19 protein-coding genes and 1 pseudogene are annotated in these 14,994 nt (G+C 69.7%); 14 read left to right on the plus strand and 6 right to left on the minus strand.

Going from position 1 to position 14,994, the window contains the following annotated elements; genetic code table 11:
• The first annotated feature begins 89 nt into the window (after positions 1–89).
• Positions 90–755 carry a hypothetical protein gene (locus tag IEZ09_RS08710; RefSeq protein WP_189253092.1) on the plus strand — a complete coding sequence of 222 codons (666 nt, stop codon included), beginning with the start codon at positions 90–92 and terminating at the stop codon, positions 753–755.
• A gap of 58 nt (positions 756–813) precedes the next feature.
• Here the strand turns inward: IEZ09_RS08710 and IEZ09_RS08715 are convergent, their stop codons facing one another.
• Both IEZ09_RS08715 and IEZ09_RS08720 read right to left on the minus strand, forming a co-directional pair.
• Positions 814–1,353 (minus strand): isochorismatase family protein, encoded by a 540-nt coding sequence (locus tag IEZ09_RS08715; RefSeq protein WP_189253093.1) that lies wholly within the window; start codon positions 1,351–1,353, stop codon positions 814–816.
• Positions 1,350–2,639 carry a nicotinate phosphoribosyltransferase gene (locus IEZ09_RS08720; protein WP_189253094.1) on the minus strand — a complete coding sequence of 430 codons (1,290 nt, stop codon included), beginning with the start codon at positions 2,637–2,639 and terminating at the stop codon, positions 1,350–1,352. The genes IEZ09_RS08715 and IEZ09_RS08720 overlap by 4 nt, the downstream gene beginning before the upstream one ends.
• Positions 2,640–2,718: 79 nt before the next feature.
• On the opposite strand from IEZ09_RS08720, the gene clpS reads away from it, so the two are divergent.
• The 4 genes from clpS to IEZ09_RS08740 are packed head-to-tail and all read left to right on the plus strand — an operon-like array spanning position 2,719 to position 4,749.
• A complete protein-coding gene (gene clpS / locus IEZ09_RS08725) occupies positions 2,719–3,018 on the plus strand; it encodes an ATP-dependent Clp protease adapter ClpS (protein WP_109640034.1) in 300 nt (99 codons plus the stop codon).
• Positions 3,015–3,572, plus strand: coding sequence for a DUF2017 domain-containing protein (locus IEZ09_RS08730; RefSeq protein WP_189253095.1), 558 nt, complete (start codon positions 3,015–3,017; stop codon positions 3,570–3,572). The genes clpS and IEZ09_RS08730 overlap by 4 nt, the downstream gene beginning before the upstream one ends.
• Positions 3,569–4,480, plus strand: a complete 912-nt coding sequence (locus tag IEZ09_RS08735) for a P1 family peptidase (protein WP_189253096.1) — start codon at positions 3,569–3,571, stop codon at positions 4,478–4,480. The genes IEZ09_RS08730 and IEZ09_RS08735 overlap by 4 nt, the downstream gene beginning before the upstream one ends.
• A 17-nt stretch (positions 4,481–4,497) precedes the next feature.
• Entirely contained in the window at positions 4,498–4,749 is a 252-nt protein-coding gene (locus tag IEZ09_RS08740; RefSeq protein ID WP_189253097.1) for a hypothetical protein, read from the plus strand.
• Between the two features lie 9 nt (positions 4,750–4,758).
• On the opposite strand, the pseudogene IEZ09_RS08745 reads toward IEZ09_RS08740, so the two are convergent.
• Positions 4,759–5,019 (minus strand): annotated as a pseudogene (locus IEZ09_RS08745) (ArsR/SmtB family transcription factor); the annotation flags it as partial.
• Positions 5,020–5,129: 110 nt separating this feature from the next.
• Between IEZ09_RS08745 and IEZ09_RS08750 the strand changes: the two are divergent.
• Genes IEZ09_RS08750 through IEZ09_RS08760 form a run of 3 tightly spaced genes read left to right on the plus strand, consistent with a single transcriptional unit; the run spans position 5,130 to position 6,801 of the window.
• Positions 5,130–5,540 carry a M67 family metallopeptidase gene (locus IEZ09_RS08750; protein WP_307830281.1) on the plus strand — a complete coding sequence of 137 codons (411 nt, stop codon included), beginning with the start codon at positions 5,130–5,132 and terminating at the stop codon, positions 5,538–5,540.
• 30 nt (positions 5,541–5,570) lie between these two features.
• Complete coding sequence (locus IEZ09_RS08755; RefSeq protein ID WP_189253099.1) at positions 5,571–5,843, plus strand: MoaD/ThiS family protein; 273 nt, start codon at positions 5,571–5,573, stop codon at positions 5,841–5,843.
• Positions 5,844–5,850: 7 nt separating this feature from the next.
• A complete protein-coding gene (locus IEZ09_RS08760) occupies positions 5,851–6,801 on the plus strand; it encodes a PLP-dependent cysteine synthase family protein (protein ID WP_189253100.1) in 951 nt (316 codons plus the stop codon).
• A 12-nt stretch (positions 6,802–6,813) separates the two neighbouring features.
• On the opposite strand, the gene IEZ09_RS08765 is transcribed toward IEZ09_RS08760, so the two are convergent.
• Positions 6,814–7,674, minus strand: coding sequence for an SMP-30/gluconolactonase/LRE family protein (locus IEZ09_RS08765; protein WP_229812360.1), 861 nt, complete (start codon positions 7,672–7,674; stop codon positions 6,814–6,816).
• A gap of 32 nt (positions 7,675–7,706) precedes the next feature.
• On the opposite strand from IEZ09_RS08765, the gene IEZ09_RS08770 reads away from it, so the two are divergent.
• Genes IEZ09_RS08770 through IEZ09_RS08785 form a run of 4 tightly spaced genes read left to right on the plus strand, consistent with a single transcriptional unit; the run spans position 7,707 to position 10,264 of the window.
• On the plus strand, positions 7,707–8,318 hold the full coding sequence (locus tag IEZ09_RS08770; protein ID WP_229812361.1) for a rhomboid family intramembrane serine protease: 612 nt from the start codon (positions 7,707–7,709) through the stop codon (positions 8,316–8,318).
• An 11-nt stretch (positions 8,319–8,329) separates the two neighbouring features.
• Complete coding sequence (murI, locus tag IEZ09_RS08775) at positions 8,330–9,079, plus strand: glutamate racemase (protein ID WP_189253243.1); 750 nt, start codon at positions 8,330–8,332, stop codon at positions 9,077–9,079.
• A 1-nt stretch (position 9,080) separates the two neighbouring features.
• Positions 9,081–9,851 carry an MBL fold metallo-hydrolase gene (locus IEZ09_RS08780; protein ID WP_189253102.1) on the plus strand — a complete coding sequence of 257 codons (771 nt, stop codon included), beginning with the start codon at positions 9,081–9,083 and terminating at the stop codon, positions 9,849–9,851.
• Positions 9,848–10,264, plus strand: coding sequence for an OsmC family protein (locus IEZ09_RS08785; protein ID WP_189253103.1), 417 nt, complete (start codon positions 9,848–9,850; stop codon positions 10,262–10,264). The genes IEZ09_RS08780 and IEZ09_RS08785 overlap by 4 nt, the downstream gene beginning before the upstream one ends.
• Here the strand turns inward: IEZ09_RS08785 and IEZ09_RS08790 are convergent.
• Entirely contained in the window at positions 10,222–10,716 is a 495-nt protein-coding gene (locus IEZ09_RS08790) for a DUF2231 domain-containing protein (RefSeq protein WP_229812362.1), read from the minus strand. The two genes, IEZ09_RS08785 and IEZ09_RS08790, sit on opposite strands and share 43 nt — an antisense overlap.
• Positions 10,717–10,765: 49 nt before the next feature.
• On the opposite strand from IEZ09_RS08790, the gene rph reads away from it, so the two are divergent.
• The gene (gene rph, locus IEZ09_RS08795) at positions 10,766–11,530 is read left to right on the plus strand and encodes a ribonuclease PH (RefSeq protein WP_189253105.1); all 765 of its coding nucleotides are present in this window, start codon (positions 10,766–10,768) and stop codon (positions 11,528–11,530) included.
• A complete protein-coding gene (rdgB, locus tag IEZ09_RS08800) occupies positions 11,527–12,126 on the plus strand; it encodes an RdgB/HAM1 family non-canonical purine NTP pyrophosphatase (RefSeq protein ID WP_189253106.1) in 600 nt (199 codons plus the stop codon). Before rph ends, rdgB begins: the two co-directional genes overlap by 4 nt.
• Here rdgB and IEZ09_RS08805 read toward each other — a convergent pair.
• A complete protein-coding gene (locus IEZ09_RS08805) occupies positions 12,123–14,990 on the minus strand; it encodes an NACHT domain-containing protein (protein ID WP_189253107.1) in 2,868 nt (955 codons plus the stop codon). The genes rdgB and IEZ09_RS08805 overlap by 4 nt on opposite strands.
• Positions 14,991–14,994 lie beyond the last annotated feature (4 nt).

Raw genomic sequence — 14,994 nt, forward strand, 5'->3', positions numbered from 1 at the left:
GGTGACATGGGGTGCCGAGCTGCTTTCAGAATCGCACAACACAACCATCATCGGGCGGGAAGAACAAAGCCAAGGGGAGAAGGCGAACAGTGCACAAGAGTTTGATCGCAGGAGCCGTGATCGCCGTGGCCGTGGCGAGCGCGTCCCCCGCGTCCCCCGCGCTCGCGAGCAACCCGCCCGGTACCGCGTCCGCCGGATCCGCCGACTTCGCCAAGGCGGACCAGACGTTCAAGGTCGAGCCGCTCGCCGTGTGCGACGTGAACCCGGACCAGGCGGGCACCGTCACCGGATCCAGCCCCGCCGTGAGCAGGAGCGGGCTCAAGATCGGTGAGACGTCCTCGACGTGCACGACCGAGGTCGTGAACCAGGAGGAGTTCATCACCAGGACGAAGTCGGTCGCCGTCGGCAGGGCGTTCGAGCTGTCCGCGCTCGTCGCCGCCAAGGGACCGCGACTCAAGATCGGCGAGTGGAAGATCACCTGCGAGGCCACGCAGGAGGGCACGTCCGCCGGCTGGGAGCTCAAGGGCATGTCCGGCTGGACCGGGCTGCCGCAGCAGATCCCGTCCGGCTACGTGTACGAGATCAAGTCGGCAGGCGGAGCCGTGCTCGCCAAGGCCAAGTTCACCGACACGGTGTTCCCGGTGCCGAACGACGGCAGCCTCAGCATGACGCTGCTGAAGATCACGTTCGAGCCGCCGTCCGGCCACACCGGAAGCATCACCGTCGGCACCACGGCCTGCACGCCAACGCCGTAATACCTCGATGAACGGCGCATTTGTCCACCTCAGGTGAACAAATGCGCCGTTCATCGTGTTAGGCCACGGTCACGCCGGCGGCGCGTAGTTCGGTGAGCGCCGCGTCGCGGGTCGTCGGAGCGACGGCTGCGGTGAGGTCGACGAGCACCGTGGTGCGGAAACCGTTGCGCTGGGCGTCCAGGGCCGTCGCGCGGACGCAGTGGTCGGTCGCGATGCCGACGACGTCCACCTCGGTCACGCCCTTGTCCGTGAGCCATCCCGCGAGGTCGTTCTCCGCCTCGAAACCCGAGTAGGCGGCGGCGAACCGGCCCTTCGAGAACACCTGCTCGACCGCCGACACGTCGAGCTCGGGGTGGAACGACGCACCGGGCGTCCCGGCGACGCAGTGCGCGGGCCACGTCGAGACGAAGTCCGGCGTCTCGGAGAAGTGCGTGCCCGGATCGACGTGGTAGTCGCGCGTCGCCACGACGTGGTCGTACGACGACGAGGCGATGTGCTGCGAGATGGCCGCCGCGACGGCCGCACCACCGGCGACGGCCAGCGAACCGCCCTCGCAGAAGTCGTTCTGCACGTCGACGACGATCAGCGCCTTGGTCATCGGGACTCCTCCAGGTAGACCGTCGGGATCGCGGGCTCGCCGCGCGAGAGCTTGAGACCTTCCCACGGCACGCTCACCAGTGCCGCGCGCAGACGTTCGCGGCTCTGCTCCAGCGTGGGGACGTCGGGCGCGATCTGTCCAGCGCGCATCAGCGGGATCTGCACGAGCCGGTCGCACGGGCCGAGCTCCGGTTGCGCCGAGGCCTGGAACACGACCTCCTCCAGCGCGGTGCCGGTGTCCTTGTGCCGCCGCAACGCCTTCTTCCAGCCGCCCCGCGACTGCTTGGACGTGCTGCGCTTCTCGACGTGCCTGCCGTCGACCTCGACGAGCTTGTAGACCATGCCCGCGGTCGGAGCGCCGGAACCGGTCACGACCGACGTGCCCACGCCGTAGGCGTCCACGGGCTCGGCGCGCAGGGCGGCGATCGAGTACTCGTCCAGGTCGCCGGAGACGACGATGCGGGTGTTGCGCGCGCCGAGCGCGTCGAGCTGGTCGCGCGCCTGCCTGGCCAGCACACCCAGATCGCCAGAGTCGATCCGGATCGCGCCGAGGTCGGGACCCGCGACCGCGACGGCCGTCTTGATGCCCTCGGTGATGTCGTAGGTGTCGACCAGCAACGTCGTGCCGGCGCCCAGTGCCTCGATCTGGCTGCGGAACGCCTCTTCCTCGCTGTCGTGCAGCAATGTGAACGCGTGCGCGCACGTGCCCGCCGTCGGAATGCCGTGGCGGCGGCCCGCTTCGAGGTTCGACGTCGCGGTGAAGCCCGCCAGATAAGACGCGCGGGCACACGCGACGGCGGCCTCCTCGTGCGTGCGGCGCGACCCCATCTCGATCATGCGGCGGCCGTTGGCGGCGGTGACCATGCGGGCAGCGGCGGACGCGATCGCGCTGTCGTGGTTGAGGATCGAGAGCACGAGCGTCTCCAGCACGACGCCCTCGGCGAACGACGCCCTGACCGTGAGCACCGGCGAACCCGGGAAGTACAGCTCGCCCTCGGGATAGCCGTCGATCTCACCGGAGAACCGGTAGTTCGCGAGCCATTCCAGCGTCGAGTCGTCGACCACGGCGTTGCGGCGCAGCTGGTCGATCTCCTCCTCACCGAAGCGGAAGTTCTCGATCGCGTCCAGCAGACGGTTCACCCCGGCGACCACGCCGTAGCGGCGGCCGTCCGGGAGCCTGCGGGCGAAGACCTCGAACACGCACGGACGGTCACCGGTCCCGTCACGCAGCGCGGCCGCGAGCATGGTGAGCTCGTAGTGGTCGGTCAGCAACGCCGTCGAGTTCATGGTCGCCAACCCTAAGGTCGCAGGTGGTTTACCCGCACGCGGTCTCCGTCACTGCGGCGAACATGACACCATTGGCGGTATGACCACGCCCGTCGAACAGGAACGGACGCAGCCAGAGGCCATCGGCGAGGAGATCGCCGCGGAGGACCGGCCTTGGCAGACCGTGGTCTGGAACGACCCGGTCAACCTCATGTCGTACGTGACGTACGTCTTCCAGAAGCTGTTCGGGTTCAGCAGGGACAAGGCGACCAAGCTGATGCTCGACGTGCACCACAAGGGCAAGGCGATCGTGACATCGGGCACCAAGGACAAGGTGGAGGCCGACGTGGCCAAGCTCCACGCGGCAGGGCTCTGGGCGACCATGCAGCGGGCCTCGTGAAGCGGTGGATCCGCGACGGTGACGTCGTGATCGGCAGGCTCGACCGCCAGGAGGCCGCGGTCGTGCGCGGTCTGGTGAGCCAGATCCAGGACATGCTGCTGGCCCGCGCCGAGGAGGCGCCGCAGGACGAGCTCGCGGAGCTCACCGGCATCAGAACCGGTCCGTCGGAAGCGCCCGACGATCCGATCCTGGGCAGGCTGCTGCCCGACTTCCACCGGCTGGACGACGACGCGCCGGACCCGGACGAGGTCAACTCGGCGGCGGCGTTGCGGTCGCTGCACGAGCCGGAGCTTCTGGACCACAAGACAGGTGCGGCCGAGATCGTGCTGCAGACCTGCTCGCCCGACGGCGGCGAGATCCGGCTCTCCCTCGGTGAGGCCGAGGCGTGGCTCGCGTCGCTGAACGACGTGCGCCTCGCGCTCGGCACCGCGCTGGACGTCACCGAGGACATGCCGGACGAGCTGCCGCCGGAGGACCCCAGATCGCCGCACCTCGGCGTCTACCACTGGCTGACCTGGGTGCAGGACACCCTGGTCGAGGCGATGATGCGGTGATTCCCGGCGTTCTGGTCGGCCACCACCACCGGATCGAACCGGGCTGGGCCACCGGCACCACCGTGGTGCTGGTTCCCTCCGGTGCGGTCGGTGCCGTCGACGGACGCGGTGGCGCGCCAGGAACCCGCGAGACCGACCTGCTGGACCCGGCGAACCTGGTCCAGCAGGTGCACGCGATCTGCCTTTCAGGTGGTTCGGCGTACGGGCTCGCGGCCGCGGACGGCGTGATGCGCTGGCTGTCGGAACGCTCGATCGGCTTCCCCGTCGGCCCGCAGCCGCACCACGTCGTGCCGATCGTGCCGGGCGCGGTGATCTTCGACCTGCCGATGTCGGAGTGGGGCAACAGACCGGACTCGTCGTTCGGCTACGCGGCCTGCGAGGCGGCTTCCGCGGATTTCGCTCTCGGCTGCGTCGGCGCGGGCGCCGGCGCGCGGGTCGGTTCGTTGAAGGGCGGCGTCGGCTTCGCTTCGACTTCCGTCGGTGCGCACCGGATCGGCGCCCTGGCCGTGGTGAACGCCGCCGGTGAAGTCGTGGACCGCGCGACGGGTCTGCCGTGGCTGCCGTCGCTCGGAACGTCATCGGTTGTGCTGCCCGAACGCAAACCCGAGGGCCTCAACACCACGATCGGTGTGGTGGCTGTGGACGCGGTACTGTCCAAAGCGGAGTGTCAGCGGCTCGCGATGGCGGCGCAGGACGGTTTGGCGCGCGCGGTGCGGCCGGCCCATTCGATGTTCGACGGCGACACGGTGTTCGCGCTGGCCACGGGTGCCGTGCCGCTGCCGGAGCCGCGCCCGTTCGCGCTGGACGCCCTGTGCGCGGCCGCCGCCGAGATGTTCGCGGAGGCCGTGGTGTCCGGCGCGCGCGAGGCGACGAGTCTCAACGGCGTGCAGGCGTTCCGCGACCTCTGAACGGGTAGCCGTCGGGTATGACCGATGTGATTGATCAGGCCGCCGGTGTCGTGGCCGAACTCGTGCCGCCGCCCGTCCGTCGTCACCCGCTGCACGGGCGCAACACCGCGTTGCTGCGCGTGGCCATCGGTGCCACCACCGCGGCGACGGTGGTGGAAGTCGCCGAATGGGCGTCGCTCTCCGAGCAGGAACGGCGTGGCGGCGTGTTCCGGCTCGGCGCCCTCGCCGCCGCCACGTGGTGCCTGGTCAAAGCGCTGCGGTGCCGCTGATCACCCGAGCTGCCGGAAGTGGTCGAGCCACGCGTCGATCTCCCGCAGCGGGCCGGGCACGACGGCGTAGACCCGGCGGTTGCCCTCGGGCCTGACCTGGACGAACCCGTTCGAGCGCAGCACTTTCAGGTGCTGCGAGACCGCGGACTGGGTGATGCCGAACTCGGCCTGCACCGTCGCGCCGACGTCCCCCGCCGCCCGCTCACCAGCGGCGAGGAGCTCCAGGATCCGCCGGCGCACCGGGTCTCCGAGGACGTCGAACGCGTGCACGGCAGCCACTGTAGTAGCCGCCACTAATATTAGGCGGAGCTAAAACAAGCAGGTTGTCACGGTTATCTCGCATACCGAGACAACTCTCGCCAGCCCGTAGGATTGATGACGTGCTGGTGATTCGCCGTGACCTGGTGGACGCGATGGTGGCCCACGCGCGCCGCGACCACCCCGACGAGGCGTGCGGGGTGATCGCCGGTCCGTACGGGTCTGATCGCCCTGAACGCTTCATCGAGATGGAGAACGCAGAGAGGTCGCCCACTTTCTACCGGTTCGACGCCGCGGAACAGCTCAAGGTGTGGCGCGAGATGGACGCCAACGACGAGGTGCCGGTGGTCATCTACCACTCGCACACCGCCACGGAGGCGTACCCGTCCCGCACCGACATCTCGTTCGCGGGCGAGCCGGACGCCCACTACGTGCTGGTCTCCACGCGTGACCCGATCGAGCACGAGCTGCGGTCGTACCGCATCGTCGACGGTGTCGTGACCGAGGAACCGGTCAAGATCATCGAATCCTGAGATACACCCGTTTCCCGGAGGTACATCACCATGGCCGTCACCGTGTCGATCCCGACCATCCTGCGCACCCACACCGGGGGCGAGAAGTCGGTGTCCGCCAACGGCGCCACGCTCGCCGAGGTCATCGACGACCTGGAGAACAACCACGGCGGCCTCAAGGCCCGCCTGGTCAAGGAAGGTGCGCTGCACCGCTTCGTCAACGTCTACGTCAACGACGAGGACGTGCGCTTCGCCGGTGGCCTCGAGGCCGCGGTGAAGGACGGCGACAACGTCACCATCCTCCCCGCCGTCGCGGGCGGCTGATCTCCCCATGGCCCGCTACGACTCGCTCCTGGACGCGCTCGGCGGGACACCGTTGGTGGGCCTGCCGCGCCTGTCGCCGTCGGAGAACGTGCGCATCTGGGCGAAGCTCGAGGACCGCAACCCGACCGGCTCGATCAAGGACCGGCCCGCGCTGGCCATGATCGAGGCGGCGGAGCGGGACGGCGTGCTGCGTCCCGGCGCCACGATCCTGGAGCCGACGTCCGGCAACACCGGTATCTCTCTGGCGATGGCCGCGAAGCTCAAGGGCTACGGCCTGGTGTGCGTGATGCCGGAGAACACCTCGACCGAGCGTCGCCAGCTGCTGCAGGCCTACGGTGCCCGCATCGTGTTCTCCCCGGCCGCGGGCGGCTCGAACCAGGCCGTCGCGACGGCCAAGGAACTCGCCAAGCAGAACCCGGACTGGATCATGCTCTACCAGTACGGGAACCCGGCGAACGCGGACGCGCACTACCGCGGCACGGGTCCGGAGATCCTGAAGGACCTGCCGTCCATCACGCACTTCGTGGCCGGTCTGGGCACGACGGGCACGCTGGTCGGCGTCGGCCGGTACCTGCGCGAGGCCAAGCCGGACGTGCAGGTCATCGCCGCCGAGCCGCGCTACGGCGAGCTGGTGTACGGCCTGCGGAACCTGGACGAGGGCTTCGTGCCGGAGCTGTACGACGAGTCGGTGCTGACCGGGCGGTACTCGGTCGGTTCCTACGACGCGTTGCGCCGCACCCGGCAGCTGCTCGAGACCGAGGGCATCTTCGCCGGCATCTCGACGGGCGCGATCCTGCACGCCGCGCTCGCCGTGGCGCAGAAGGCCGAGGTCGCGGGGAAGTCCGCGGACATCGTGTTCATCGTCGCGGACGCGGGGTGGAAGTACCTGTCCACCGGCGCGTACGCCGGGACGCTGGACGAGGCCGCCGCCAGGCTCGACGGCCACCTCTGGGCGTGAACCGCTGCCGGGCTAGCCGTTGAAGGCGACGCCCGGCAGTCCGGCACCCACTCCCGGCAGCACGAGCACGGAACCGTTGAGCTGCCGATCCATCAACGCCTGATCGGGCAACCCGACGCGCGCCGACGTGACGTAGAGGTCCGTGAAGTCCGCACCGCCGAAGCAGCACGCCGTCGGCTGGTCGACCGGCAGCTCGATCTCCCGGTCCAGCTCACCGGCAGGTGTGTAGCGGCGCACCGCGTGGCCGCCCCACAACGCGACCCACACGCACCCGTCGGCGTCGACGCACAACCCGTCCGGCGACCCGTCGGTGTGGCCGACGTGGGTGAGCGGACGGCGGTTCGAGACGGTCCCGGCCGCGTTGTCGAAGTCGAACACGTCGATGCGGCGGGTCGGGGTGTCGATGTAGTACATCAGCGTGCCGTCGGGGCTCCAGCCCACGCCGTTGCTGGTGTTCACGTTGTTCACCATGACCTTCGCGGCGCCATCGCCGGAGATCCTGGCGAGCCAGCCCTCGTCGGCGGCCTGGTCGTAGCGCATCGTGCCGGCCCACAGCCGGCCCGACGGGTCGACGCCCGCGTCGTTGCCGCGCACGCCCTCGCGGGCCCAGTAGACGAGCCAGGACTTGGTGCCGTCGCGGTCGATCAGCGCGATGCCGTCGCGCAGGTTGCAGACGATGCCGCCCTGGGCGCGCGGTTTCGCGGCGCCGACGTGCTGGGGCACCACGAGCACGGCGTCGTCGTCACGCGCGGGGGCGTAGCGGTGGACCTCGCAGGCCAGGATGTCCACCCACAGCAACGTGGAACTGCTGTGGTCCCACGTCGGCCCCTCGCCGAGCTGGGCCGATGCGCGTACCGCGATTTCGATCGACACCTGATCAGCTTATGGGCACGTACCCTGGAGACGTGGACCGCACCGCTCTTGCGAAACGGGTCATCCCGCCGCACCCCGTGCTGTCGTTGCTCGTGGTGGCCGGGTTCGTCGGCCTGCTCTACGTCGTCGAGGCGTTCGACGTGGCGACCGGCGGCTCGCTCGAGGGCGACGGCGTGCGGCCGCGCGACTTCAGCGAGTGGGACAACCTGCTGTGGATGCCGCTGATCCACGGCGACTGGAGCCACCTCACCGGCAACGCGGTTCCGTTGCTGCTGCTCGGATTCCTCGCCACCTCGGGCGGGTTGAAGCAGTTCTTCCAGATCACCGCGGTCATCTGGTTGACGAGTGCGCTCGGCGTGTGGGTGTTCGGCAGCCCCGGCAGCCACATCGGCGCGTCCGGGCTGGTGTTCGGGTTCCTGGCGTTCCTGCTGGTGCGCGGGCTCTTCGCGCGGTCGTGGCTGCAACTGCTGATCGCGGTCGGGGTGTTCGCGTTGTACGGCGCCGCGTTGTGGGGCGTGCTGCCCGGCCAGCCCGGTGTGTCGTGGGAAGGCCACCTGTTCGGCGCAATCGGTGGTGTTCTGGCCGCGTGGGGTGTCGCTCGTGACACCCGCCGCAGTACAACACCAGCTACATTCACGGCGTGACGATCGGGATCATGGACTCGGGCGTCGGCGGCCTGACGGTCGCCCGAGCGATCATGGACCAGCTGCCCGGCGAGTCGATCCACTACATCGGCGACACGGCCCACGGTCCGTACGGGCCGCTTCCCATCGCGCAGGCGCGCAAGCACGCGCTGGAGGTCTGCGACCGGCTGGTCGACGAGGGCGCGAAGATGCTCGTGATCGCGTGCAACACCGCGTCCGCCGCGTGCTTCCGCGACGCCCGTGAGCGCTACGACGTGCCGGTGGTCGAGGTGATCCTGCCTGCGGTGCGGCGCGCGGTGATGACGACGCGCAACAACCGGATCGGCGTGATCGCCACGGTCGGCACGATCAACTCGCACGCCTACCAGGACGCGTTCCAGGCGGCGCGCGACGTCACCGTGACGGCCGCGGCGTGTCCCCGGTTCGTCGACTTCGTCGAGCGCGGCATCACGTCCGGGCGGCAGGTGCTCGGGCTGGCGCAGGCCTACCTGGAACCGTTGCAGCGCGCCGAGGTCGACACGGTGGTCCTGGGCTGCACGCACTACCCGTTGCTGACCGGCGTGATCCAGATCGTCATGGGCGACGCCGTGACGCTGGTGTCGAGCGCGGAGGAGACCGTGAAGGACGTCGTGCGGCTGCTGACCGAGCGCGACGACTTCGCCTCGGAACCGGCGGTGCACCGCGTGACGTGCACGGGCCCGCCCGAGCGGTTCGCGAAGCTCGCCGCCCGCTTCCTGCCCACCTTCGAACACTGGGGCTGACGTGCTGCTGACCGTGCTCGGCTGCTCCGGCAGCATTCCCGGACCCGGCGCGGCGGCGTCGGGCTACCTGCTCGAGGCCGACGGGTTCACGCTGGTGCTGGAGTTCGGCAACGGGGTGTTGTCGCGGTTCCAGGAGGAGCGCCCGCTGTTCTCGATGGACGCGTTGGTGTTGTCGCACCTGCATCCAGACCACTGCATCGACGTGTCTTCGCTGTACGTGGCGCGGAAGTACCACCCGACGCCGCCTTCCGGCCCGTTGCCGGTCTACGCGCCTGCTGAAGCTGCGTCGCGGTTCGCCGCGGCTTACGCGCCTGATACCGCTGAACGTGAGTCGCTGGACCTCACGGACGTGTTCACCTTCCACGAGCTCGGCTCTACGGTCCACATCGGACCGTTCATTGTGGACTCAGCCGTGGTCGCGCATCCGTGTGAGGCCTATGGGTTCCGGATCTCGTGCGGTGGCGTGTCGCTGGCGTACACCGGGGACAGCGGACCGTGCGCGGCGCTGGACGAGCTGGCGGACGGCGTCGACGTGCTGCTGAGCGAGGCGAGCTGGACGCATGCCCCTGATCGGCAGCCCGATCTGCACCTGTCCGGACGCGAGGCGGGGGAGTTGGCCGCGCGGGCGGGGGCCGGGCGGTTGCTGATCACGCACGTGCCGCCGTGGACGTCGCGTGACGAGGTGTTGAAGGAGGCCCGGTTCGCGTTCGACGGGCCGTGCGAGCTGGTCGTGCAGGGCGGCCGGTACGAGGTGGGGGAGACGAGCAAATGATCGAGATCGAGAGAGTCGGCGAGCACGAGTTCGTCGCGTCCAACGGGCGGGGTGCGTCCGTGCGGATCGGCCGCAAGGGTCAGGAGGGGTCGTTCAGCCCGGTCGAGCTGCTGGTGGCGGCCGCGGCGGGCTGCGCGATGGTGACGTCGGAAACTCTGATCCTGCGCCGCACCGGCGGCGACCAGCTGACGGCGACGGCGGACGCGGTGCAGTCCGAGAGCGGCAACGAGGTGCTGTCCGTCCCGGTGACGCTCTCGTACGACCTGTCCGCCGTGGACGATCCCGAGGCGCTCGAAACCGTCGTCCGTCGCGCCGTGGAGCAGCTCTGCACGGTCACCCGGACGCTCAAGCAGTCGGCGACGGCGCCCCTTCAGCTGCCGATGCCGCTCCAGACGACCGTCGACCCGCTGTGACCGGCGCGGACCGTCTGCACGGTGGTGCCGATCGCGAGCAGCACGACCAGCACGGACACCACGACTGAGATCACCCGCCACGTCTTCGTGGTGGGTGCCTCCGCCTGCCGTTCCCGGTCGGCGAGCCGCCCGGCGACGAGCAGCGCGATCACCGCGACACCGAAGCCGAGCGCGATGGGCAGCAGCATGTCGCCGAGGTCGGCGTGCGTCTGGATGGCGGGGTTCTGCACGCCGTTGCGCTCCAGGGCCGCCTGCAGGTCCTCACCGGCCTGCTTGGCGAAGGGAACCGCCGCCACACCGGCGAGGGTGACCCCGAGAACCGGCCACGCGTACCGGCGCCGCCAGCTCGGGACCAGCGCGATCGCGACCGAGCTGACCGCCGCGAGGGGCAGCAGCACGACCACGGCGTGTACGAACAACGGGTGAAGCGGAATACCGTCGATCGTCAGCATGTCTCTCCCTACGCCATGGCGCTCCGCAGGGTTCATTAGGGTAGGCGCCGTGGTGCGAAGCGACGGCCGAAACGACGACGTGTTGCGTGACATCCGGATCACGCGTGGATATCAGACCTGGCCCGCGGGCTCGGTCCTGATCGAGTTCGGGAACACCCGCGTGCTGTGCGCCGCGAGTGTCACCGAAGGCGTCCCCCGCTGGCGCCAGGGTTCCGGCCTCGGCTGGGTGACCGCCGAGTACGCGATGCTCCCCTCCGCCACGCACAGCCGCAGCGACCGCGAGTCCGTGAAGGGCCGCATCGGCGGCCGCACGCACGAGATCTCGCGCCTGATCGGCCGGTCGCTGCGCGCCTGCATCGACCTCGCCGCCCTGGGCGAGAACACCATCGTCATCGACTGCGACGTCATCCAGGCCGACGGCGGCACCCGCACCGCGGCGATCACCGGCGCCTACGTGGCCCTGGCCGACGCCGTGACGTACCTGGGCGCCGCCGGCCGCCTGGCCGACCCGAACCCGCTGTCCTGCGCGGTGTCCGCCGTGTCCGTCGGCGTGGTCGACGGCCGCGTGCGACTGGACCTGCCCTACGAGGAGGACTCGCGGGCCGAGGTCGACATGAACGTCGTCGCCACCGACGCGGGCACGCTGATCGAGGTGCAGGGCACCGGCGAGGGCGCGACCTTCGCCCGGTCCACTTTGGACCGCATGCTGGACGTGGCGCTGCTGGGCTGTGCCGAGCTGAACCGCATCCAGGCGGCAGCGCTGGCCGAGCCGTACCCCGGCGTGCTGCCCGAGCCGAAGGCGGGCAGGCGATGAAGCTCCTGCTCGCCTCCCGCAACGCCAAGAAGCTCCGCGAGCTGCAGCGCATCGTTGTCGCCGAAGGGTTGGACGGCATCGAGGTGCTGTCGCTGTCCGATGTGCCGCCGTTTCCCGAGGCGCCTGAGACGGCGCCGGACTTCGAGGGCAACGCGCTGGCCAAGGCCCGCGACGCCGCTGCGGCCACTGGCCTGGTGTCCGTCGCGGACGACTCCGGGCTCGCGGTGGACGAGCTGAACGGCATGCCGGGCGTGCTGTCCGCCCGGTGGTCCGGTCGTCATGGTGACGACGAGGCCAACCTGGACTTGCTTTTGGGACAGCTCGGCGACGTGCCGGACGAGCGGCGCGGCGCGGCGTTCGTGTCGGTCGTGGCGATGGTCGTGCCTGGTGGCGAGGAAGTCGTCGTGCGCGGCGAGTGGCGCGGGACGTTGCTGCGGGAACGGCGCGGTACCAACGGGTTCGGCTACGACCCGATCTTCGTGCCCGAGGGGTACTCGATCACGTCTGCCGAGATGACAGCCGAGCAGAAGGACGCGGAGTCGCACCGCGGCCGCGCCCTGAAGCTCCTGGTTCCGCACCTGCGCAAGCTGGTCTAGCCGTACCACTCGACCTTCACATCGGGGCCGAGCTCTTGTAGCCCGATGTGGGTGTTGCGGCGGTTCAGCCACAGCAGCAAAGGTGTCCCGCGCAGCGGGCGGACATCGATCGGGCGGTTGCTCATCAGCTCGAGTTCCCGCAACCCGGGAATCTCCGGGATGACGCTCAGGTCATCCCAGTCGAAGCAACCCAGCTTGTGCAGGCGCGTCACGTCACCTATCGCGTCCGCGACACGGCCAGGCGCGATCCTGCTCAACGTGAGGTTCTGGAAGGAACGTCCGCGGAGGAATCCGAGGTCGTCCCAGGGTTCCCGCTGGGTGAGGATGAGCGAGTACAGGTCGTGCGGGAGCTGGTCGGTGTTCGTGAACCGCCGCGCGTTCACCAGAACCACGAACCGCGGTTCGGTCGACGCCAGAGGGCTCAGGTCGACTTCACCTCTCAGGTTGGCGCTGAGGTACCGCAGCTCCTTCACCTCGCTGAGAAACCGCAGGTCGGACGGTATGTTGCTGGAGGAGAGGAAGATGTCGGTGCCCACGAGGCGGCGGAGCAGTGAAAGGTAGGGGATCAGCCGGGTGGCCTTGATCCGCGCATAGCCGTCGGCCAAGGGCGCGTCCGCCAGCACGTCCTCCGCATAGCGCAGGGGATCGAACCTGAGCCACGCGTCGAGCAGTTCCTCCTGCACGTTCAGCCGTGGGTCGCCGGCGTACCCGGCGAGCAACGTCATGGCTTCCGGTGAGCCCACCAGCGCGGCGCTGCGGACCGTCGCACCCGCGGCCGCGTCGGACAGTCCGTCGAGAGTCTTCGGCAGATACCGGAGGAGGCGATGTCCGATCGTCGCCAGCGACGCGGTCTCCTTCTTGCCGCGAGGCGGAACCAGCTTGTCCCTGATGATCGCGTCGATGCGGTCGTGCACCTCGGCGTCGACATCCCGGACGGTCTCCAGGCACGCGGCGGCCAACAGTCGCAGCCGTCGTGCCCTGCGCGGTTCGCGGTCGGCGCGGTCGAGCACCTCGGTGAGCAGTTCGCTCACCTGGGCGCGCTGGCCGTGGCCGCAGGCCAGCACGATCGTCTGGGTCCACGAGTCCTGGTGGGCGTGGGCGACCAGGGTCTCGATCTGCCCGTCCTGCATCGCCTCCTCGCCGGCCAGGTACTCCTGGAACGTCCGGTGCACGAAGTCGACCTGGCCCGGCACGGGCTCGCGGATGACGCCGCTGCGTTCCAGCAGGTGCGTGACGACGCCGCCGGGTTCCTCGTCGACGTTGGGCATCGAGCGGATCTTGCGCGCCACGTGCTCGTGCACCTTGGTGGTCGGCAGCTGGGTCCGCCCGCCCAGTGTCAGCCGCCACGCGAGATCCCGCAGCAACACGATCTTGTCCGACGTGTTCAGGATGCGGGCGATGCCGCGTTCGGCGTCGCGCAGGTCGAGCAGCATCGTGAGGGCCGCCGCGTACAACTCCATGCGGCTCTGCGGCAGTTCGGAAACCCGTCTGAGGTTCAGCGCGCACAACATCGCGCACAACAGCGGTGACGAAGCCAGCGACCGCAGGTGTTCGCGGCTGTCGAGCTGGGTGACGAGCCGTCGTTGTGCTTCCTCCGGCGCATCGGCGGCCTCGTGCCACCGCTGGAGGAACACCCTGACGTCGCCCGGACTCATGTGTTCCAGTTCGACCGACGAGAAGTCCAGCTCCGCCAGCCACTTCTCGTCCGCGGCGGCCGGGCGGGCCGTCACCACGACCTGAGCGGCCGGGAAGACGTGGACGAGCTCGCGGAGCCACTCGCGGACGTTCTGGCGCTTGGACGGCGGCACCTCGTCGACGCCGTCCACGAGCAGAAGTCCTTTGCCCGCTTGCAGAACGCGGTGGACCCAGCCGGTCGGCATGATCCCGGCCAGCCAGCCGGTGACGAACTCCTCCGGCTTGGTGGGCAGCGGCGAGTCGGCGTACGCGCGCAACCGGATCGGGAACGGGATCAGGCCGTTCCACGACTGCAGGTTGCCGGTGAACCCGCCGCGCGCGGCCGTGACGGCGAGCCAGTCGAGCAGCGTCGTCTTGCCGGATCCCGCTTCGCCGCGCACGAAGGTCCGCTCGACCAGCGCCGACTCCACCCGGATCCCGGAGTGCGGCTGGTGATCGGGCTCGCCGAACCACTCGCGCTGCCGCCGTTCCCGGCCCGAAACGGTCAGGCTCAGGTAGGCGACGCTCAGCGCAAGGCGCGGTCGGTCCTTCATGGACAGACCGAGGAGTTCCAGGCGGTCCAGGTGCGCCGCGATGTAGCGCAGGTACTCGTCGCGGAACTCGTCGTCGTTGCCGGTGCCCTGCGGGGCGTAGAGCGAGGTGCGGGGGAGCCGGGCCAGGACGTCTTCGAGCAGTGCGGCCTGGGCGGTGGCGCGGGACAGCACCTCGGCCAGTGCGCGCGGCTGGAACGACGGCAGATGCCTGATGATCTGCACGAGGTAGCGGCACGACTGGTCGAGCGCGATGTCGCAGCACCGGCCGAGGTCGGTGCGTGGCAGCGAGCGGCGGATGCGCTGGGCCAGGACCTCGGGGTCGGCGTCGTCGGCGAGCAGGGCCTCGTCGGACAGGTCGACGGACGACAGCGCCGCCTCCACGGCGTGCACGGAGGCGGCGATCTCGTCTTCGGTGAAGCGTTCGAGGACGGGCTCCAGCTGTTCGGTCACCTGGTGGCCGATGTGCTGGATCAGGGTGTCCAGCTTGGCTCGCTGGGTGGGTTTGGCGAGCTCCAGGGCGGCCAGGTCGGCCAGCGACAGGGTGCGCTCGTCGGTGTGGCGCGCGAGCCACTCGGTGGCGGCGCGCATCGCCACCGACTGGCCCAGCTCGGAGACGGCGGCGATCTCGAAGTGCACCCAA

It is taken from the genome of Lentzea flava, from assembly GCF_014648475.1.
Taxonomy (GTDB): Bacteria; Actinomycetota; Actinomycetes; order Mycobacteriales; family Pseudonocardiaceae; genus Lentzea; species Lentzea flava.